Source organism: Arenibacter algicola (assembly GCF_018860365.1).
Classification (GTDB): Bacteria; Bacteroidota; Bacteroidia; order Flavobacteriales; family Flavobacteriaceae; genus Arenibacter; species Arenibacter algicola_B.
Window position 1 is genome coordinate 12865 of the sequence record NZ_JAHKPO010000025.1, and the last position, 22254, is coordinate 35118.

Genomic DNA, 22254 nt, shown 5'->3' on the forward strand with positions numbered 1-22254 from the left:
CTTATGGCGAAGCCACCTCCCTTCGTCTGAAGGGAGGAGCTTTTCATGTTTCGTCACTTCGAGCCTGCCCGGCCGTAAGGCGGGTGATTTTATGAAGCGCAGCGCAATAAACTTGTATCGAGAAGTAGAAGAACAACACCAAAGCAGTTCTCGATACTAAATGCCTATCGGCATTTCACTCGAACTGACGACAGAATCAAGAACATAGAAATTCAAAAGTTTTCGACTCTGGTCGGTCTCTTTATTCTTTACTCTCTTTTCTATAGACTCTGCCTTTTGCCTTTTGGCTATTCCGTCATTGCAAGTTTACTTCTTATAAAACCATTTCCCCCGAAACCAAAAAGTCACCAACAGACCTTTTCAAATCATATTGGTGACTTCTTGCTTATACTGATGTAGGTAACCCTACTTAAACTCCGGCCAATACTCCTTTACTTTCTTTCTTAGGAAGGCTACGCTGCGCTCCAATTGATCCATTCCATCCACTCCATCCTCGATACTGATCCAGCCATCAAAACCAACTCTTTTCAGTTCCTTAAAAATGGCATCATAATCGTTTAGGCCTTTGCCTATCTCTCCGTGACTCAATCTTTTGGCATAACCCATGGCACCACCTTCTTCCTTGCGAAGATCTTCAATAGTTCCTTCTTTTAGGTAACGGTCGCTGGCATGCATGGTCACTACACGATCGGACACCCTATATAGAAGTTCCAAAGGGTCCTCCCCTGCCAAAAAGGTATTGCTGGGATCGTAATTGACCCCAAAATTAGGGTGGTGGATACGATCTACCAACATACAAAAAATGTCCATTTGCTGGGCAAATTCGGGATACTCCCAAAAATCATCCTTATAGTGGTTTTCCAAAATTAGGGTAACCCCTAACTTTTCAGCAAGGGGAAGGCACTCTTTAATGCAATCCGCCGCAAAGCCAACACCTTCTTCTATGGTCAGTTCGGGACGACGTTGTCCGGACAATACCCTACAATAGGTCCCGCCCAAGGCATGGGTCATTTCTATCCAACCAATTTGTTTTTTAATTTCCTTTTCCCGAAAAGCGGCATCAGGATGCGTAAAATCCGGGGAACAACAAAGCATAGGAATTGTTTTTCCATGACGCTCTACCTGTTCCCTAAAAATAGGCCAGTTGGCTTTATCGGCCATCTCCAAAAATCCGGCATACCACTCCAATCCGTCTACCTCTAGCTCAACGGCCAGGTCGATCCATTCGGAAACCTTCATGGTTCCATCCTTACAAAGTTCATGCATAAATGCTTTGGGAAATACTGCTAATTGTGGCAAATCTTTATTCTTTTATTGTTATTAAATTATTTCTTTTTGTGGGAACCTTCCCAGTTTTTGGGGAGGTTACGCCCTATTATAGGAAACTGTTCCAGGTCCATTACCTGTGAACTCACAGGCCCGCATTCATCGGAAAGCCAATAGAGGCAGGCTGCTGCTATTTCCTCTGGGGTAAAAATTCGTTGTGCAGGGGCAAAAATGTCAGGTATATCCTTGTACCAATCCGCTTTCATTCCCTGCTCCTTCTTGTTCAATATTTCTTTTTCCGTGAGTACCCAACCTGGATTGATCTGGTTTACGCGTACCCCATTTTCCCTAAACAAACTGTCGCCCAGATTTCTGGTCATTGTCATCAAAGCCCCTTTGGACATGCTATAGGCCAATAGATCGGGTTCCCCGCCCCAGGCGTTGATAGAGCCAATATTAAGGACACAACCACGAACCGAGGACAAATGAGGTAAGGCTGCCTGAATGATCATTAGAGGAGCAATGGAATTCACGGCCAACATGCGCTTAATAAACGGTACTTCGGTGCTCACGATATTTGAAGAGGCTATATATGCGGCGTTATTAACCACAGCATTTAACTGCCCAAATTTAGATATGGCCTTTTTCACCAATAACTGCGGAGCACCTTCCTCCGTAATATCAGTAGTAATGTGGGCTGCGTTATCAGCCCCCAATTCCTTCACCAGTGCCAAGCCTGTTTCCTCTTCCAGACCGTTGACGACTACCTTCGCCCCTTCCTGAATGCAACGTTTGGCAATGGCCTTACCAATACCCGTATAGCCACCTGTAATTAAAACTACTTTATCCTTTAACCGCATAGGTATTAACTTGGTTTTAAAACACTTTTCACCACCTTGCCGGAATGCATTTGTTCAAAGGCCTCATGCCAATCCTTTAATTCCCATACCCCACCAATAATTGGCTTTACATCCAAGGTTCCGGAAGCCAAAAGGGAAAGCACTTTTTCCCAAATCGGATAATTATGGCTAAAACTACCCTGAAGGGTAACATTCTTTTGCACCAATGGATCCAAGGAGAAGTTTAGAGGTTGTGGTCCCCACCCTACTTTGGTAATATGTCCGTTTGGACGAACCAATTGCAAAGCTATTTTTAAAGTAGCACTGGCTCCTGCTGCATCTATAATGCAATCTGCTCCCAAACCATCTTGTTTATTGGCCCAAGCGCTTGCGTCTCCAACAATGCCCTCACAACCATATTGCTTGGCAATGTTCAATCTCTCCCTATCCCCTTCCAATCCAACAATGGCCACTTCGGCACCGCATAAACGAGCCATGGCGGCACAAAGAATACCAATGGTCCCAGGACCTAAAACGATGACCCGATCTCCTGGTTTTATTTTTGAGTTCATTACAACAGCACTGTAGGCCACCGAACAGGGCTCCGTTAAACAGGCTTGTTCAAAAGGCAGGTTTTCAGGTACCGAATGCAAACATCTTGCAGGCACCCTAACAAAACGCGTCATTGCACCATTTACCCCATACCCAAATCCTTTTCTAGTAGGATCCAAGTTGTAAAGGCCTTGTCTGGTAAGTGGACTGTTCAGATCTATTACTGCAGCGGTCTCACTAACTACCCTGTCGCCTTCCTTCCATCCGCTTACCCTTTTCCCCAATGCCACAATATGGCCACCAAACTCGTGCCCAAGGACCACGGGGTAATTTACCGTCCAACTGTGGTCTGAAGTCCATTGATGCAGATCACTTCCGCACACCCCAACGTTGGCCACTTCCAACAATACATCATCTTCGCCTATCGTCGGCTTTTCTATTTCCCTAATTTCAACACTTCCCGGCTTGGAAGAGAAATTTACTACTCCTATTGAACTCATTTATTTGATTATTTTTATTTGGTATTTATTTATTAACGTGTTACTTCCCCGTAAGCATGGATCTTTTCACAAATAAGTCGCAACGAACTTTCCAGATCTCCATCGGCTGTTTTAAAGGAGTCCGCATCTATGGTCAAGGGTGCTCCTAAAACAACCATGGGCGCTCCATATTCCGGGCAGCGTATGGCCTGTTCCAAGGTAAGCCCACCAACAGCTTGTACCGGTACCTTGACCGCATTGACCACTTCGCGCAATTGATCCATTGGGCTTGGCATTTTTAAACCTTGGGCAGCAATTCCACGACGCTCGTCATAACCTATATGATGTATTATATAGTCGCAGCCAAGGTCTTCCAACCATTTGGCGCCTTCCACCATATCCGGACATCCTAAATTATCGCCCATTACCTTTACTCCGTAATCTTTCCCAGCTTGTACAACCACCTTTATGGTTTCTGCATGTGCCCTCGCCATTACCACCACATGGGTTGCTCCTGCCTTTGCCATCATTTCGGCTTCCAGATATCCCCCGTCCATTGTCTTAAGATCTGCTACTATAGGTATATTGGGGAAAGCCTCCCTTAATTTTCGCACCCCATGCAATCCTTCTGCAAGAATAAGGGGGGTACCTGCTTCCAGCCAATCTACCCCTGCACGCAATGCCATGGCGGCCGTTTCTAAAGCTTCATCTATATTGGTAAGGTCTAGGGAAATTTGTACAATTGGTTTCATAAAAGGTCAATAAATTTTTAAATTATAAAGTTGTATTCTTTAATTTGACATAAGCCGCAATCCATCTAAAAACCCGTAAAAGGTTCATAAAAAAGATTGATTTTTTTGGGCTTCAGCGTAAATCCAAAGATAAAGAATCACAATACATAAAATTTATCAATTATAAATCCAATATTACCCTTTTAAGATTTATCAACACTTGTATTGCCACAAACAATAATAAACACTCCCTATAGACACCAATCCTATTATTGTCTTTTATATTCTTGGAAGAACTATTATTATTGCAAAAGATAAATTTTAAATAATACTAATTTAATACCTAATAAAAGCGAATAGGCCAATTTTGCTACCTTATATTAAAACGGACTTAACTGTCCCGTTAGGAATTCTATCCACATAAAAACAGAACATCCAATATCATATTTACCCAATTACCCTTATAATGACCTTAGCTTTAAACCGACCTTCCAAATTACTTTTTATCATAATTTTATATAGTATCACAGGATTCCTTTTTGGCCAGGAAAATTCCCGGTCCCCACAAGACTCTTTGTCTTTAAACACCTTGGAAGAGGTAGTGGTTACGGCAAACCGATATGGATCATTACAAAATAAGACCCCAGAAGCCATTGAGGTCGTCAACAACAATTCCATACAGAGATTTCAATTACGTACGGCGCCTGAGGCACTGCTGTTGGCTCCCGGGGTGTTCGTACAAAAAACCAACCACGGCGGGGGATCACCATTTATAAGAGGGTTAACAGGGAACCAGACCTTACTTTTATATGACGGTATACGCCTTAATAATGCTACGGTAAGATCCGGACCCAACCAGTATTTTAATACTATTGATGTGTTCAGCGTGGGCAAAATAGAGGTTTTACGGGGAAGTGGTTCGGTGCAATATGGATCCGATGCTATAGGGGGTACCATCCAAGCCTTGAGCACAGCGTTGGATACTGCCGAAAAGCCGGTTTGGGGTACGGACCTTTTTACCCGCTTGGTGACACAGGGCATGGAACAGACGGCCAATGCGGCCTTAAAATATGGTGATAAACGAATGGCCTTTAGGGCCAATACCACTTGGCGAAATTTTGGAGACCTTGTGGGTGGGGATACCACAGGACAACAAAGCCCTACGGGATATCGTGAATTGGATTTTGACCTCAAGGGCAAAATATTACTATCGGATCGTTCCAGCCTCACCACAGTCTACCAGCGTGTACATCAAAAAGATGTTCCCGTCTACCACAAAGTAGCCTTGGAGGATTATGCCATTAATAAAATGGATCCCCAAAAAAGGGAACTGGCCTATGTTAGACTCCACCAAGACCTAGGGAACAATATCTTTAAAACGGCGGTGGTCACGGCTTCCTACCAGCATCATGAAGAAGGCAGGATATTGCAAAAAAATGGTTCAAATTCCCTACGTACCGAAAACGATAAGGTCAGGACCTTTGGATTTTCGGCCGAAGCCCTATCCAGCAGTGGAAAAATATGGTCGGCCAATAGCGGCATAGAGGTCTATAGCGATAAAATAAAGAGTAGTCGCATTGATAAAGACTTATCCACCAATACAGAAACGGCCAATCGAGGATTGTATCCTGATGGGGCCACCATGACCAGTATGGCCGCTTTCAGTATGCATACCCTAAGTTTGGACCAATGGGAAATTACGACAGGTTTGCGGTTCAATACCTTTATAAACAAAGTGGCCGATTCGGCTTTGGGAACTACCAAATTGACACCCTCTGCCCTAGTAGGTAATTTGGCCGTTCAACGTAGTTTAAACCAATCCTCCAACGTCTTTGCCTCCATCAATACGGGATTTAGAGCTCCCAATATTAATGATCTTGGATCCTTGGGCATTGTTGATTTCAGGTACGAAACACCTAATTTCGATTTAAAACCGGAGCATTCCCTACAATATCAAGTGGGCTACAAATTTCGCAATCGCGTTGTGAAGGCCGAAGTATTTTTATATCGCAATGAATTGTACGATTTAATTGTGCGCAATAGCATTGAAGGAGATCGCATTGAAGGTTATCCCGTATATCAGAAGAAAAATGTGGAACGCGGCTTTATACAAGGAGCGGAAATGGGGTTGGACCTAAGCCTGAATCCGAATTGGAACCTGACCGGAAACCTGACCTATACCTATGGTCAGAACAAAACCAGTGACGAACCTGCACGCCGCATCCCGCCCATATTTGGACGATTGGCCACCTCCTACGCCATAAAAAATTGGAATCTTAATGCAGATTGGCTTATGGCAGGCAAACAGGACCGTTTGGCTTCAGGGGATATAGATGACAATAGAATTCCTGATGGGGGCACCCCTGCTTGGAATGTACTTAACATACATGGCAGTTACTCCATTAATTACATTACCATCGCTGTTGGCCTACAGAATGTTTTCAATGAAGATTATAGATACCATGGCTCTGGTGTTAATGGTTATGGCCGGTCTGGAGTGCTGTCGGTTTCTGCTAGGTTGTAGTTTTGGGGTTCAAGGTTGGGTTGTAATCAATATTTAACATCTTAAACTTGAGTGCTTCTCGGTGCCGTCTACTTCTCGATACAATCCTCCTCTGTCGGATCACTCGAAGTGACGGAACAAAAAAAAGCTCCTTCCCTTGGTTAAGGGAAGGTGGATTCTCTGACGGTAGGAAGAGAAGACGGAAGGGATTGAAAGCCCAATGCATAGGAATGGACGACGTATAGGGAACTAGTCAAAAACACACAATGAGCTCCTGTCAAAAACACACCCCTAACTCCCGCCAAAAGGCGGGACAGGCTCCTCCCAAGAGGGGAATTTGGTATATACAAATTTGAATGTTAATAACAGATATGTTCCAGATTTGGATAATATGACATTACGAGCCTGCCGCAGGCAGACAGGCAGCTTTGGCGACGAAGTAATCTCCCCAATGTATAAACAAATGCCAACCTGCACACCCCTTCCGTCTTCTCCTCTGTCGAAGCCACCTTCCCCTGACTAGGGGAAGGAGCATTTTATGTGTAGAATTTTCAAACTTAAACTAAAACCGTTCACTGATTACTGACTATTGACTATTGACTACTAAAAAGTGTTCACTAACAATTATTGCAAATTGTTTACTAAAAACTGTTCACTGTACATTGTTTATTGACCACTGATTACTGATTACTGCCTACTCTTCATCCTCCGCCTTGTTCTTATAATGGTTCACCCTGGCATCGTCCTCGTTATCCATTGGGGGGCCTTGTTCTATTTTGCGCCAATCTATGGTTTTGTTATACTTCTTCATGGAGAGTTCGGCGTTGTACATACGTTCATCATGGCGCTCCAAGGTATAGGGTGTGAAGTCGGGCTCTGAGGTGAAAAAATCCTGAAGCAATGAGGCCGTAACATCAAACTGATTAACATAGGGAACATTCAATATGTTGTACATCGTCTTTAAAATGGCCCCAAAATTAGCATGGGTATTGGAAACATATCCCTTTTTTACATAAGGGCCTGCCATCATAAGAATGGACCTATGCGCATCCACATGATCTACACCTCCCTGTGGGTCATCCTCTGTAATAATGACCAACATATTCTTCCAATATTTGGTCCTGGAAAGAAAATGCAGTACCCTACCCACCGCCAGGTCATTATCTACCATAAAGGATTGTGGGTAAGGGTATCCATCCTCTGGACGGACTCTAGCCCCATGATCATTGGGTAGCATCATGGTCACCAATTGCGGCATGTCTTCCTCCCCTTCGATCCATTTCTCTGTAAACTCCCTTTCAAACTGATCCATCCGGTATTGATCGGGGATATTCATATTATAACCGGCATAGTCGTGACTGGTCCTTATAAAAAGTGCCTTTTGCATGGGCACCATCACCCCGTGGGCAGCACCTGTATTGGTATCGTACCAATCCTCACGCACATGCGCTGTTTCATTGGCCTGTCCAAAATTGTAAAAAGAAACCTTTTCCCTATCCAAGGCTTCCCAAAGTCCGCCAATCTCGGCATAGTCCTCTGGATCTACACTCCCGATAGTTCCCGGATGACGACGCCCAGGAGCGTCCGAAAATATTTTAGCGGTCTTGCTTACACTGGCATTGGCCTCTACCCATTCATTGGGAATAACCCCTACCAGCCAATGGTGGCCATGTACGGAAGCATCACTATCACAATAGTAATTGTCCGAATAGGCAAATTGCTTTGCAGCCTTATGGTGGTTGGGTGAAATGCGGAGATTGGGGAATTGTGCCTGAACCGAATCCGGTAAGGTATAGGTATTATTAACCCCATAACGGGCCAAGGTACTATCTCCCTTTCCAGTTTTAAGCTGCCCAAAAACCTCATCGTAGGTCCTGTTCTCCTTGGTAATATACACCACATGTTTTATAGGACTCTGACGCAGTTTTGGCAAGGGAGGCAAGGGATTGGTACCGTCATCGGTTATGGTGCTTTCCCTGAAAGTATTGTCGATAGACATTTTGGTGTACTCGGCAAGCTTTTCATCGGTTGGCATAGCTACCCTTTGGAAACTGCCCAATTGAATGTCGCCTATATAATCGCCCTGTGGGGGTTCTACAAAGTCCTTCCCACCATTGGGTCCGGCTCCAAGTCCTCTACAGGTAATGATATAAATATTCTTTTCATCTTTGGACAATTCCACCCTTGTAGGCCCCCATCCACTGGGAATAAGTCCTTTGGTAGTTTGGGATGGAATATCTATTACGGCTATCGCATTGAACCCCAACAAGGCCACGTACAGTGTTTTTTCTTCCTTATCCATGGTAATTCCGAAAGGCAATAGGCCACGGTATTTGTCTATACGGGCATCGACCTTTATCGGAATATGGCCAACAATCTCTTGACTCATATGATCAATAATCGTGATATTGTCGTTAGTGGCATTGGTTATATAGGCGAATTGTTTCCCTACAGCAATGGAATTTGGACTTGCTCCCCCTACTACTTCAGCATCTTCCACCGTCTGCCCTATTTGGTGCCCTGTCTTAAATTTTTTGATCACCTTATTATTATCAAGGTCTATGGTAAAAACGCTCATGGCATCAGGATGCAACGGACTTCCTACGCCAGGGATTTTACGACCTTCTACTACGGTACCTTCTATGGACTCTTTGGTGTTGTCCCCATAAGGGTGATGGGAAATCATTAGGGAATCGTAATTGGCCGGAGTAGCACCCTCGATCAAGGGATAGGAATACATTCCAACATTGGCCACAAAGGCCTGCTTTTTATCTGGACTGATCGCCAAACCAAAAGGTTGTCGACCCACATTAACGGATCCCTTTATTTTTTTGGTATCCAAATCGATACGCACCATTCTAAAGTTTGCACGATCCAACACCAACAATTCGTTCTCGGCTTCATTTATCCGCAGATCCGAAGTAAAACTATCTTGATAATCCTTCCCATCAACAATACCATTTAAAGAAATGGAATCTACTTTTGCAAGGTTCTCCACATCGTATTGGATCACTGCTCCGGTATCTCCCCCACTTAAATAAACCGTTTTGGAATCCTGTGCAAATTCGACCCCCAAAAAGGACCCTTTTGCCAACGGTGAAGGAATAGTGCCATCATAACTTGGAATCCTGACCGACTCCAAGGAGGCTACATCTATTACAGTAAAAACCCCGTCGTGCAGGGTAACCGCCTTGCTCCCATCAGGAGATACGGCCATCCCAAAGGGATCATGTGTAATCCGCAATTTATCCCCTACCGGAGTTACATACCTCCCACTGGCCAAAATAGATATTCCGTTTTCATCAATAATACTGTACTGGTCTTTACCGGGCACCTGTAAAATGGAAATGCTGTTTTGGCGTGAATTACAAGAAATAAAAACTAGGGTTAAAAGGAGGATAATTAGCCGATTCATTAGGTTGATTTTAAAGTGTAAATAGATATTTTATATAAAAAAAATAATATTACGCATTTTTGACCAAAGGAAAACGGTCTTAACCATAATTTTACATTATGTTAAAATAATTTAATTGAAGTAAAAGTTATAAACAGCCAAACAAATATCCAAATTCTATTTAGGCTTAATTGATATAGCCATATATAGGTGCTACAAAATTACCGTTCAAAAAAGGCTTTGGATCTATCTGACTTTGTAGAACAACGCCTTTGTGATTGGACTCCATTAACATAAAAGCAGCCTGAACCATGGGTGCTGCAGTAGTGGTCTGTATAGCCCTAAGTCTGTGTATCCCCACTTTTTGCGGATATATTAGCTTGGAAACCTCGTTCCTTCTAGGTGTCCCTTGCCAATCTTTACCCTCCACTGCGGCATACAGTACAATTTGATCGTTCTCTATATGGGGAATCCCACTCTCCATTTTCTCCTGAAGGGTCTTAATGGCTGCATCGGCATTCTTAAAACTTGCAATTTGCTGTTGTACCCAGGCGTAGTGCCCGGGATATCTCAAGGTCTTATAATCCAAGTTCCGCACCTTGCCGGCCAGAGCGTCTGGCAGATCGGCGGCCCCACCTGAAGTAAGGTCCTCCTCATAGGTCCTACCATCTATAATGATCGTAGCCCTTTCCGAGAGGGATTTAAGCGGTACTTTTTTAAAATCGCGTACTGCTTCCGCATCTTTAATATATTCCGTGGCTACCCCCACTGGACTCCAAGTAAATCCGTAGTAATGTGGTGCCACTGCATGGTCCGTTAAGGCCCCAACCTTAAACTGCAGCTTATCTACCTTGTCTACCTTATGCTTGCTGCAAAATTCCTTAAAAAGATGATGCGCCAACAGATTGATATACCCTGGTGCCAGACCTGATTGCAGCACAAAACCGGTTTCGGCATTTTTGGCCAATGCTATAATTTCATTGGTCTCCGCCACATATTCGGTGAGGTTTACATAATGCATTTTAAAATCTTTGGCATAGCTCGCCATTTTAGGTGCCAAACTACCGGGAAGACAATCCAGCAGCACATCGCCCTGGGTAAAAATGTCCTCCATTTCTTTCGTCAGACCGGTTTCGGAAAGGCAAAATGCCTTGACCACTCCCGGGTTGGTAGTGCCCTTCCCGATCCAATGGGCTACTTTTTCCGCCTTTTCCAGCGTCCGATTACCAATAAATATTTTTAGGGGAACATTGCCCCAATCCGCCATTATTAATCCAACGGCCCGGGCAATACCCCCAGCACCGGCAATAACCATGTTGTACGACATAAATATGTAGCTTAATATGTTATAAGAAAGATAGCATTTTTTCTTGGAAGTTTCCTCCGTTACTTGTAGATACTATTCTACTTCGTAGGACTCCCTAACTGCTGGTAGGCAGGCTCACACAGAAAGGCGTGGATGCTAAGAGGCAAGAGCCTAGAATCTAGACTCTATCGTCAGTTCGAGTGAAATGCCGATAGGCATTTAGTATCGAGAACCCGTTTGTGCAGTTCATGTGCTTCTCGATACAATTTTATTACGCTGAGCTTCATAAAATCACTCGAAGTGACGGGCAATAGCCATTTTGTATCGAGAACCCGTTTGTGCACGCCGTTTACTTCTCTGTCGGAGTGACGAACAAAAAAGCTCCTTCCCTTGGTTAAGCCTGTTCCGCTTTTTGGCCAGAGTATTAGAAGGGAGGACGCGAAGTGACAACTTTCAACTTTCAACTTTCAACTTTCAACTTTTAACTTTCAACTTTTAACTTTTAACTTTTAAACATTAAACTATTGCCTACTGGCTAATGGCTGAAGAAAACTGATTACTTAAGCCTTCTCAATTCCCTTTCAAATAGCCACCATACTTTCGCAAACCCTCGTTCAACATGGAAACGGCACCCTTGCTTGTCATGGTTGCACTGGAAATCCCGTCAATAAAATGTCCGTCGTCATTGGCTTTTTCAATGGCTTTTTGCAATGTAAAGGTGTCTTCCTCCAAATTGATTTTCACACCCAAGAACTGATCTTCGAATGTTTTTTCGCTAACTGCCGCCCCATAACCTTCAGATTCTGCTTTGTGTTCAAAGGCTATGTTTTTTATTTCCAACGTCTTTTTGTCCAAAAGAACCTTTGCCCAAATGGCCCCACCAAAACCAACACCCTGTACAGGTAGAACAACTAGGTCCGTTTCCTTGACTTCAAATATAGGCAGGGAAGTGGCTTGCCCGCGGGTCGCCAACTTTTTATACAGCTCGCCCGCCCTTTCCAAATCAATGTTAGAAATGGTGCCACTTGAAGTATTCAGCTCTTTAAAAATTATTAGGTCTTGGATTTTCGTGGAATCCGTAAAAGTCGGCGAGGCAAATAATGCAATTTCCTTAATAGTGTCCGGCAAGTCGGTTGTGGTTTGGATTACCTCTTTTACGGCTTCATTTTTTTGTTCCGTCTGTTTTGGGTTTTCCTTGCAGTTCCACCCCAAGACAACCAGGATCATCAAAAGTATTTTTATTTTCTTCATATTCATTTTTTTGAATTTAAAACTCACCAAATTAACTTCAGTGTTATTTCCGAAGGTAATACCAAGACATAATTCCTGAAATGATTTTGGTCAGTCACATATATTAAGATTCTAGTCCCTAGCGATAGTTCGAGAGCTTCTCGATACAATTTTGCTCCACTTCGTTTTACAAAATCACCTGCCTTACGGCCGGGCAGGCTCGCAATGACGGCATTGAACTTTCAACTTTCAACATTGAACATTCAACACAAATCTTTAGTCTCAACTCTAGCATCTAGGTTCTAGATTCTTCCAACGCTCCATCACCGTGAGGACATTCAACTTTATAACATTAATACTTTCAACATTTAACTTTCAACATTCAACCCAAGTCTTAGTCTAGTTTCTAGGTTCCTGACTCTGGCTAGTCTTTGCTCTTTTCTCTTTTCTCTCATCAATCTATACTAATTTTCCACTTCCCAATACACAATTAACCCTATCCAACATTCAAGCTTGAACATTGAACAATTTTTAAATCTTTTTGGCTAAATTACACCCTTAAACCATATTAGCATTTTTGCTCTTGTACTTTCATGCAACAGCCTTAAAATGATAATGATCAATCACATCAACCACAAAAAATAAAAGAATTAATCGCATGAAATACATTGTTTGTGAGGAACCTGGGGACTTTCAGTTAAAGGAAAAAGAAGCCCCGATACGCAAAAAAGGGGAAGCCCTCTTAAAAGTGAACAAGGTAGGCATCTGCGGTACCGACCTGCATGCCTATACCGGCAATCAAGCCTTTTTTACCTATCCTAGGATCCTGGGCCATGAACTGGCCACTACTGTATTGGAGATCGACGAAAACGATAAAGGCATAGCGGCCGGGGATAATGTGGTGATCATGCCCTACCTGAGCTGTGGCCATTGTGTGGCCTGTAGGAACGGCAAGACCAATTGCTGTACCCAGATCCAGGTCCTGGGTATACATACGGACGGCGGTATGCAGGAAAAGATCACCGTACCGGTGGATATATTGTTGCCTGCCAAGCACCTGACCAACGAGCAGATGGCCATAGTAGAACCTTTGGCGATAGCGGCACACTCTATCCGTAGGGCGCAGATAGTACCTGGGGAAACGATTGTGGTCGTAGGCTGCGGCCCCATTGGTATCGGCATCATGAAATTGGCCCAGATAGAAGGAGCCAAGGTCATAGCCCTGGACATGAACCAGGACCGACTGCAGTATGCCAAGGAAAAGATTGAGGTGGACCATATTGTAAATGTGGCCAAAGACCCCGTAAAACAGATTTCAGAAATTACCAATGGCGATATGGCCACGGCAGTATTCGATGCCTCGGGCCACAAGGGAGCCCTGGAACAGGGACCCAACTATATGTCGCACGGCGGTAGGTATATTTTGGTGGGACTCTCCAAAGGGGAACTTACCTTTACCCATCCAGCCATACACGCCAAAGAAACCACCATTATGTGCAGCAGAAATGCCACGGTGGCCGATTTTGAACGGGTCATCCAAGTCCTGGACCAGTTTCCGACAGATTCGTTCATTACCCACAACGTGCATTTCACCCAGATGAAAGAGAATTTCGACAGCTGGCTAAAACCCGCTACGGGAGTAATAAAAGCCACGGTAGAATTTTAATATTATTAGCATACCATTATGTCCAAGAACTTTTTACAGATACATCCCAACGATAATATCCTTGCAGCTTTGCAGGATATGAAAAAAGATTATGTGGTAGATTTTGAGGGGAAATCCTTCCCTCTTAAAAACAATGTTACCGCCAAACATAAATTCGCCCTTCAGGATTTCAAGGTGGGAGACCCTATCCTAATGTACGGTGCCCTGATAGGAAAAGCTGTTAAGCCCATTGCCCAAGGGGAAAGCATTACAATAGAAAATGTGGTGCATGCCTCTTCCGATTACAATGTGGGGGAACAACAATCCCACTGGGTGGCTCCGGATATTTCCAAATGGAAAAACAGCACGTTTAATGGGTACCACCGTGCCGACGGCAGTGTGGGAACCGCCAACCATTGGCTGGTAATCCCTATGGTATTCTGTGAAAACAGAAATGTTAACGTACTGCGCACTACCCTACTCAATGCATTGGGCTATGAGACTGCCCAAGACTATATCATAGATACCGAAGTACTGGTATCCATATACAAAAAAGGGGCCAGTACGGATGACCTGATGGCTGCACCCATTATTAAAACGGCCGAGGATATTAAACAGAACAGGACCTTCCCAAATGTGGACGGCATTAAGTTCCTCACCCACGACGGAGGCTGCGGCTGTGATCGCGGGGATTCGGACACCCTTTGCAACCTTTTGGCAGGATATATTACCAATCCCAACGTTGCCGGGGCCACCATACTTAGTTTGGGCTGCCAGAACGCAGAGGTAAAAATTTTGGAGGCTGCCATAGCCAAACGCGACCCCAACTTTTCCAAACCACTACATATTTTGGAACAACAAAAAAGCAAGAGCGAGCGTCATTTTATAGAGGAAGCGGTAAAGAAGACCTTTTTGGGCCTTATTGAAGCCAACAAGGTAAAACGCCAACCCGCCCCATTAAGCAAATTGGTATTGGGATTAGAATGTGGAGGATCGGACGGATTTTCAGGAATTTCTGCCAATCCGGCCCTTGGCTATGCTTCCGATCTTATAGTGGCTTTGGGAGGTGCTACCGTGCTTTCGGAATTCCCGGAACTCAATGGCGTAGAGCAGGAACTCATCAACCGTTGTGAAACACCGGAAAATGCAGAAAAGTTTGCCAATATTATGAGGGCATATTCCGCCAAAGCGGTTTCCATAGGCTCCGGATTTGAAAACAATCCATCGCCAGGAAATATTAAGGACGGACTCATCACAGACGCTATGAAGTCGGCCGGAGCAGCTAAAAAAGGAGGTACTTCCTTGGTACAGGATGTATTGGATTACACGGAAAGAGTCACCAAAAATGGCCTGAACCTTTTATGTACTCCCGGAAACGATGTGGAGAGTACCACAGGTTTGGCCGGATCGGGATGTAATGTAATAGCCTTCACTACCGGCTTGGGCACCCCTACTGGCAACCCAGTGGCCCCGGTCATAAAAATGTCCAGCAACAATGCCCTTAGTGAGCGTATGAAAGACATCATCGATTTTAATACCGGTACCATTATTACCGGAGAAGATACCATACAGACCAAAGGAGAGGAACTGTTGGACTATATCATAGAGGTGGCCAGTGGCAACATTGTCCCAGCCGCGGTTAGATTGGAGCAGAACGACTTTATCCCATGGAAAAGGGGGATTTCCCTATAACTGGTCTCTCCGAAGGAGAGCTAAAGAACATAAAACCAAGAAAACTTTCAACTTTCAACTTTATAACTTTATAACATGATAATAGATTCTCACCAACATTTCTGGAAATATAGCCCTGTAAGTCACTCCTGGATAAATGAGCAAATGAAGGTTATCCGAAGGGATTTTTTACCCTCGGACCTAAAACCGGTATTTGTAAAAAACGGCGTGGATGGCTGTGTGGCGGTACAGGCGGACCAGACCTTGGCGGAAACCGATTTCCTTTTGGAACACGCCCATAACAACGCTTTTGTTAAAGGCGTCGTGGGCTGGGTAGATCTGAGAAGTCCAGACGTGGACCAAGCATTGGAAAAATACGCCAAGGACAAGAATCTAAAGGGGTACCGACATATAGTACAGGACGAGGCAGACCATAATTTTATGTTGCGGCCCGACTTCCTAAGGGGCATCTCCAAATTGGAGCAATACGGGGCCGTCTATGACATCCTTATTTTTCCGCATCAGCTGGGGGCTACTCTGGAATTGGTGAAAAAATTCCCAAATCAGAAGTTCGTCATCGATCATATTGCCAAACCCTATATCAAGGATGGCTTTTATGACGGTTGGGCGGCCATGATGAAGGAAATCGCCAAACACGAAAACGTACACTGCAAAATCTCGGGCATGATCACCGAGGCCGATTTCAAAACCTGGACCCCGGAACAGATACATCCTTATATGCTATTGGTCCTTGAGGCCTTTGGCCCTGAACGCTGCATGTACGGTTCCGATTGGCCCGTTTGCTTGGTCGCCGGAACCTACACCCAGGTAAAAGAGCTGACCACCAATTTCATTTCCGGCCTTAGCTCCACTGAGCAGGCCGCCATTATGGGGCTGAATGCAGTGGACTTTTATGGACTGGAGTGAGACAGTGGTTAAGTTGAAAGTTATAATGTTATAAAGTCAAAAGTTCGTCACTTCGTGGAAAGAGACAGAACCTAGAATCTAGATGCTAGAAGCTAGACTAAAGATTTGTGTTGAATGTTCAATGTTGAAAGTTGAAAGTTCAATGCCGTCACTTCGAGTGATTTTGCAAAACGAAGTGGAGCAAAATAGTATCGAGAAGCACTCGAACTGACTACAGAACTAAAACCGTCATTGCGAGCTTGCCTAGCCGTTAGGCAGGCATAGCGTGGCAATCTGCTTCTTACAGCAAACAGGGTACAATTAGCAACAAACAAAGTAAAAAGTCCTCCCCCTAACCCCCTCCTACTGCAAAAAAGCTGCACAAGCAAGGAGGGGGAATAATTCTTTCATAAATACAATATTAGCACCTGAACAATTCCCCTCTTGGGAGAGCCTGTCCCGCTTTTTCCGCGGGAGGTCAAGGTGGCTTCGACGTAGGAGAAGACGGAAGGGGTAGCCTGGCTGGAAATCTGTTCATTCCATGCAGAGATTGCTTCGTCACCTCGCAATGACGAAATCTTCCGAAAATCTAACCCATCAACCCATTGGCACATTTTCCCATTACCACATTAACTCATTATCAAATTTCCAAATCAACTCATTATCAAATTGATACATTTCCACATTAACCCATTGCTACATTAATCCATTGGTAAATTTTCACATTATTTCATTAATCTTTTCTCTTTTCTCTCTTCTCTTCACTTTTGCCTTTTGCCTCATGGCTCCTGGCTCTTACGTCATTGCGAGCTTGCCTAGCCGTTAGGCAGGCATAGCGCGGCAATCTGCTTCTTGGCAGTAAACAGTTTTCTGTAATCAGTAACCAATACTTGAGAAACTAGAATCTAGAGCCTAGACTAAAGATTTGAGTTGAAAGTTCAATGCCGTCATTGCGAGCTTGCCCAGCCGTTAGGCAGGCATAGCGTGGCAATCTGCTTCTTGCAGTGAACAGTTTTCTGTAATCAGTAACCAATACTTGAGAAACTAGAATCTAGGGCCTAGATGCTAGAGCCAAGACTAAAGATTTGTGTTGAAAGTCGTCACTTCGAGCCTGCCCGACTTTAGACGGGTGATTTTATGAAGCTCAGCGTAATAAAATTGTATCGAGAAATGAACGGCGTGCAAAAACCGGTTCTCGATATAAAATGCCTATCGGCATTCCACTCGAACTGACGATAGAACAAAACCATTAAAAGGCACTATTCTTGGGCCACACTCCCATAAATCAAAATCCAACTACAATACACTTAAAAATACTTATCTAGGACCTTGCGGATTTCCACAGGGAAATGTCCATCTTAAAATTTAGGTTTGTGGAACGAAACGAAATAATGAGTTTAAGACCTGAATATTGGAATGGTATAATTGGTTAAAATTGTTTTACTACAAAAGCATATTGGCCGGCTTGTTGAAATCGTGTTCGGGGGAACTCACAAATTTCACAAGCTTTGCCTTTATCCATAATTAAAATCACAGATGGGCAAAGGACAAATATCCTGAAGCTTATAGGCAATTTTGATGTTGTACAGGCCTTCGCAATTTCACTAGGACCACAAACATGTATAAAGGCTAACCATTTAATAATATTCCAACATTGTAGGTCCCATATTATTACGTTTTTTGTTTGTTACAGTGCCAAACAATTATTGGATAAAAGTGCAATTAATCGATTAAATAATATAAAATAAAACAGAACTAAACCATATTAAAAATCAGAAAAATCCTTAGATTTGCGCCTCAAAGATTATTATTTTAACTGGTAATAATTTTTAACCCTAAATTTTGCTTTTTGTTCCTTTAGAATCCCCCTATAAAGTGTTTCAAAATAGTTCATGGACTAGCTAATATTAACATGACGCTTATGTGCTAAACACTAACTATGGCATATTTTTATGAATTATTTTCCAATCTCTATTTTTTAGGGATAGTCTCCGTATGCATGCCACTTCTGTTGTGCTTTAGGATGTTCCCGGTAATTATTTTTGCGGTACGTTCTAAAAACCTCATGGATGAGCCTGGCAATCGCAGTATGCACACCTCAAAAACACCTACTTTGGGTGGGGTAGGACTCTTTATTGCCTTTTCCCTATCCATTGCCTTTCTTGGTCTAATGGCGGGACTTTCTAAACCCGATCTAATTAAGCTCGTATCCCTTTTAGCGGCGACTATAATGTTGATGTTTTTAGGCGTTAAGGACGATCTTTTCGGTTTGGCCCCAAAAAAGAAATTTATGGTGCAGATAGTGGCCTCCCTTATGGTGATTGTTTTGGCAGACCTAAGGATTATTAGCTTTGAAGGTATTTTTGGATTGGGGGAACTCCCCTATTATATTTCAGTAGTCTTTACACTTTTTGTATTTCTGTTGATTATCAACGCCTTTAATCTTATAGACGGCCTGGATGGTTTGGCAGGATCTGTGGCCCTGTTATCCAGCCTATCTTTTGGCACCTTCTTTTTTATAAATGAAAGGTATCTCTTTGTCCTTATTTCCTTTGTTCTTATTGGGGCATTATTAGGGTTTCTAAGATACAACCTCTCTCCCTTCCGTAAAATATTTATGGGAGATTCCGGATCCATGTTTATAGGTTTTCTATTGGCTTTTCAGGCCGTTGGGTTTTTATCCTACAACGCTACCATAGACAACCCCGTTACGAACATTAAAGCACCCATCATGGCCATGGCCATATTATCCTATCCACTTTTGGACACCTTAAGGGTATTTGCCATTCGCATAAGCCAAAAAAGAAGTCCGTTTAGTGCGGACAGGAACCATATTCACCATCGGCTAATAGACTTGGGCATAACCCATAAACAGGCTTCGTTATTTGTAGTGATCTTAAACGGGCTCCTTATACAACTAGCCTTTATAATTCGTGATTTATATATTAATGTTCAGCTCTATATTATTCTAGTGGTCATCCCCTTAATATACGTCTCTCCATGGTTGTTTGTCCGTAAGCAGGGAAAATTAAAATTGATCAAGCCCAAACCTATAAAATGGTCCAACATTAGATCTAGGATAAATAATTTCTTGGGGTAATACAAATTTAGCCTTAGTCATAATTCCATTTAATCATTATATAAATTTTAAAAAATAGAAGAGGTAAGTTTTTTTTATGAACAATAACCAATCTAATAATAAACGAATAGCCAAAAACACTGCAATGTTGTACTTCCGTATGCTTTTGATTATGGGAGTAACATTATATACCACGCGAATAGTACTGCGTATTTTAGGAGTAGAAGATTTTGGTATCTACAATGTGGTTGGTGGGGTCATTACCATGGCTTCCTTTTTAAGTGCATCTATGTCCTCAGCTATTCAGAGGTTTATATCCTTTGAATTAGGTCAAAACAACTTACTTCAGTTGAATAGGGTATTCGGAATGAGTATAAACATACATATCCTTATTTCTTTTGTTGTACTTATAATTGCTGAAACACTTGGGTTATGGTTCATTAACACTCAACTCACCATACCCACAGAAAGACTAATTGCAGCGAACTGGGTTTATCAATTTTCTGTATTAGCTTTTATTGTGAATATTATTAGCGTTCCTTATAATGCCGTAATACTTGCGTATGAGAAGATGAGTATTTTCGCCTATATAGGAATTCTCGAGGTGGTATTGAAGTTAACAGCTGCTTTTGCCCTCAATTGGTTTGGCTTTGACAAATTAGCTCTTTACGCCATATTTATATTCATAATTTCATTGATTGTCAGAATTTTTTATGGGATTTATGTAGAGCAAAATATTCAAGACTGCACATATTCATTTTTCTGGGACAAAAAGCTTTTTAATACATTATTAAATTTTGCGGGTTGGAATTTGTGGGGCAATATCGCCTTTGTCACTTATAATCAAGGTATTAATATTTTACTAAATATATTCTTTGGGCCCGCTATAAATGCAGCTAGGGCAATTGCGTATCAAGTAAACAGTGCTTTAAATAGTTTTGTTGCTAACTTTCAAGTGGCACTAAAACCTCAAATAATAAAGTCCTATGCTACTGGTGATAATGGGTATATGCAAGCACTTATATTTAGTGGAGCTAAATATTCTTTCTTTTTAATGATGCTACTTTGTGCTCCTATTATTTTGAGTACCTCACAAATTTTAGATTTATGGTTAGATACTGTACCTGCATACACTGTTGTTTTTTGCAGGCTAGTGTTGATTGAAACAATAATTAACTCCATATCTGGTACACTAATGTCCGGAGCCCAAGCTTCAGGAAAAATTAAATTGTATCAAGGACTTGTAGGTGGCTTATTAATGTTGATATTACCTATTTCTTATGCTTTTTTGTATTTTGGTTACCCACCGGAAACTACATTATATATTAGTATTAGTTTTGCCATACTGGCACTAATATTTAGAGTATACATCGTAAGTTCACTTTTGATATTTTCAAAAATGGCATTCCTAAAAAAAGTATTATTTCCTGCAACTATAATTACAGTTTTAATTACCCTAACAGGGCTGGGACTTGCACAATATTCAGAAATGAATATAACTAGTTTTATAGTGACTAATCTTGTTTTAATAATTACAATAGTTACATCAATTGTTTTTATAGGACTTGAAAAGAAAGAGAGAGTATTTTTAAGAATGAAATTCCTTGAAATTAAAAACAAATAAAGGTTAAAAGAATTTTTTGGAGAATTTTTTTTAATAAGAAGGAGTACTAGGATAACCATTAAACCCTTAAAAAGATTTCTATATTAAATTATGAAAATAATAAATCTATATTGGCACAAAACAAATCAGAGTCATGGTAATTTTGGAGATGAACTAAATCACTTTATAGTATCCAAACTAACTGGTTCTAAAATAAATCAAATAATAATTCCTTCCAAAGGGTTCAACTATATATATAGAGCATTAAGTTATATATATAAAAAAAAATCAACAAAGGATGTTCTCAAACTATTTAAACAATTTTTTGTTAATGATTTTGTTGTTGGAATCGGGAGCATTATTGCTATACCAAAAAATCCAAGGGCTAAGGTTTGGGGTAGTGGTATAATTAAAAAAGATGACATTATAAATAAATCTAACTTTTATGCTGTTAGAGGCTCTTATACACAAAAAAGATTAGTGGAGCTGAACTTAATTGCTCCTGAAACTATTGGAGATCCTGCATTATTGTTACCCCTAGTTTATGAGGTTGACGTCAAAAAGAAATATTGCTTAGGTATTATACCACATTATATACATTATAATAGTATTAACAACAACTTAAAACACGATTCAATTTTAATTATTAATTTATTAGATCCAATAGAAAAAATAATAAATGAAATTGTCTCCTGTGAACGCACAATATCCACTTCACTTCATGGTATTATAGTATCACACGCATATAAAATACCTTGTTTGTGGTATGTATTTTCAGGAAAAAATTTAGCTGGCGACAACATCAAATTTTATGATTATTTTTCTTCAGTTGATATAGAAGAATATTCACCATTCTCATTAAACATAGTAGATTTTAACTTAGAAAAAATAATAAAACTATTTAAAATACATAGTCAAAATACATTAATAAATAACAATTTAATTGAAATTCAGCAACAACTTATTAAAGTCGCGCCCTTTCCAATATTGGACAAATATAAAAGCAAACCGTTGTTAAAGAAGTAACCTATCGAAATATTTCAAAACAAA

14 protein-coding genes are annotated in these 22254 nt (G+C 41.8%); 7 read left to right on the forward strand and 7 right to left on the reverse strand.

Going from position 1 to position 22254, the window contains the following annotated elements:
* Positions 1-405 precede the first annotated feature (405 nt).
* Genes KO529_RS20810 through KO529_RS20825 form a run of 4 tightly spaced genes read right to left on the reverse strand, consistent with a single transcriptional unit; the run spans position 406 to position 3888 of the window.
* Positions 406-1299: a sugar phosphate isomerase/epimerase family protein gene (locus KO529_RS20810; RefSeq protein WP_252734498.1), complete on the reverse strand. Its 894-nt coding sequence runs from the start codon at positions 1297-1299 to the stop codon at positions 406-408.
* Positions 1300-1325: 26 nt separating this feature from the next.
* Complete coding sequence (locus KO529_RS20815; protein ID WP_215949789.1) at positions 1326-2126, reverse strand: SDR family NAD(P)-dependent oxidoreductase; 801 nt, start codon at positions 2124-2126, stop codon at positions 1326-1328.
* Positions 2127-2131: 5 nt separating this feature from the next.
* The gene (locus KO529_RS20820; RefSeq protein WP_215949790.1) at positions 2132-3157 is read right to left on the reverse strand and encodes a zinc-binding dehydrogenase; all 1026 of its coding nucleotides are present in this window, start codon (positions 3155-3157) and stop codon (positions 2132-2134) included.
* Between the two features lie 32 nt (positions 3158-3189).
* On the reverse strand, positions 3190-3888 hold the full coding sequence (locus KO529_RS20825; protein ID WP_111625341.1) for an orotidine 5'-phosphate decarboxylase / HUMPS family protein: 699 nt from the start codon (positions 3886-3888) through the stop codon (positions 3190-3192).
* 445 nt (positions 3889-4333) lie between these two features.
* Between KO529_RS20825 and KO529_RS20830 the strand changes: the two genes are divergently transcribed.
* Positions 4334-6391 carry a TonB-dependent receptor plug domain-containing protein gene (locus KO529_RS20830; RefSeq protein WP_215949791.1) on the forward strand — a complete coding sequence of 686 codons (2058 nt, stop codon included), beginning with the start codon at positions 4334-4336 and terminating at the stop codon, positions 6389-6391.
* 673 nt (positions 6392-7064) lie between these two features.
* On the opposite strand, the gene KO529_RS20835 is transcribed toward KO529_RS20830, so the two are convergent.
* The 3 genes from KO529_RS20835 to KO529_RS20845 all read right to left on the reverse strand — a co-directional run bounded on the left by KO529_RS20835 (position 7065) and on the right by KO529_RS20845 (position 12321).
* A complete protein-coding gene (locus tag KO529_RS20835) occupies positions 7065-9785 on the reverse strand; it encodes a bifunctional YncE family protein/alkaline phosphatase family protein (protein WP_215949792.1) in 2721 nt (906 codons plus the stop codon).
* 166 nt (positions 9786-9951) lie between these two features.
* Positions 9952-11091, reverse strand: coding sequence for a saccharopine dehydrogenase family protein (locus KO529_RS20840; RefSeq protein WP_252734499.1), 1140 nt, complete (start codon positions 11089-11091; stop codon positions 9952-9954).
* 549 nt (positions 11092-11640) lie between these two features.
* The gene (locus KO529_RS20845; protein ID WP_215949793.1) at positions 11641-12321 is read right to left on the reverse strand and encodes an FMN-binding protein; all 681 of its coding nucleotides are present in this window, start codon (positions 12319-12321) and stop codon (positions 11641-11643) included.
* A gap of 637 nt (positions 12322-12958) precedes the next feature.
* Here KO529_RS20845 and KO529_RS20850 point away from each other — a divergent pair.
* The 6 genes from KO529_RS20850 to KO529_RS20875 all read left to right on the forward strand — a co-directional run bounded on the left by KO529_RS20850 (position 12959) and on the right by KO529_RS20875 (position 22230).
* On the forward strand, positions 12959-13966 hold the full coding sequence (locus KO529_RS20850) for a zinc-binding alcohol dehydrogenase family protein (RefSeq protein WP_215949794.1): 1008 nt from the start codon (positions 12959-12961) through the stop codon (positions 13964-13966).
* 18 nt (positions 13967-13984) lie between these two features.
* The gene (locus KO529_RS20855) at positions 13985-15637 is read left to right on the forward strand and encodes a UxaA family hydrolase (protein WP_215949795.1); all 1653 of its coding nucleotides are present in this window, start codon (positions 13985-13987) and stop codon (positions 15635-15637) included.
* A 75-nt stretch (positions 15638-15712) separates the two neighbouring features.
* Positions 15713-16543 carry an amidohydrolase family protein gene (locus KO529_RS20860; protein ID WP_215949796.1) on the forward strand — a complete coding sequence of 277 codons (831 nt, stop codon included), beginning with the start codon at positions 15713-15715 and terminating at the stop codon, positions 16541-16543.
* 1918 nt (positions 16544-18461) lie between these two features.
* Positions 18462-19622: an MraY family glycosyltransferase gene (locus tag KO529_RS20865; protein ID WP_215949797.1), complete on the forward strand. Its 1161-nt coding sequence runs from the start codon at positions 18462-18464 to the stop codon at positions 19620-19622.
* A gap of 76 nt (positions 19623-19698) precedes the next feature.
* Complete coding sequence (locus KO529_RS20870) at positions 19699-21225, forward strand: lipopolysaccharide biosynthesis protein (RefSeq protein ID WP_215949798.1); 1527 nt, start codon at positions 19699-19701, stop codon at positions 21223-21225.
* Positions 21226-21315: 90 nt separating this feature from the next.
* Positions 21316-22230: a polysaccharide pyruvyl transferase family protein gene (locus KO529_RS20875; protein ID WP_215949799.1), complete on the forward strand. Its 915-nt coding sequence runs from the start codon at positions 21316-21318 to the stop codon at positions 22228-22230.
* The last annotated feature ends 24 nt before the right edge of the window (positions 22231-22254 follow it).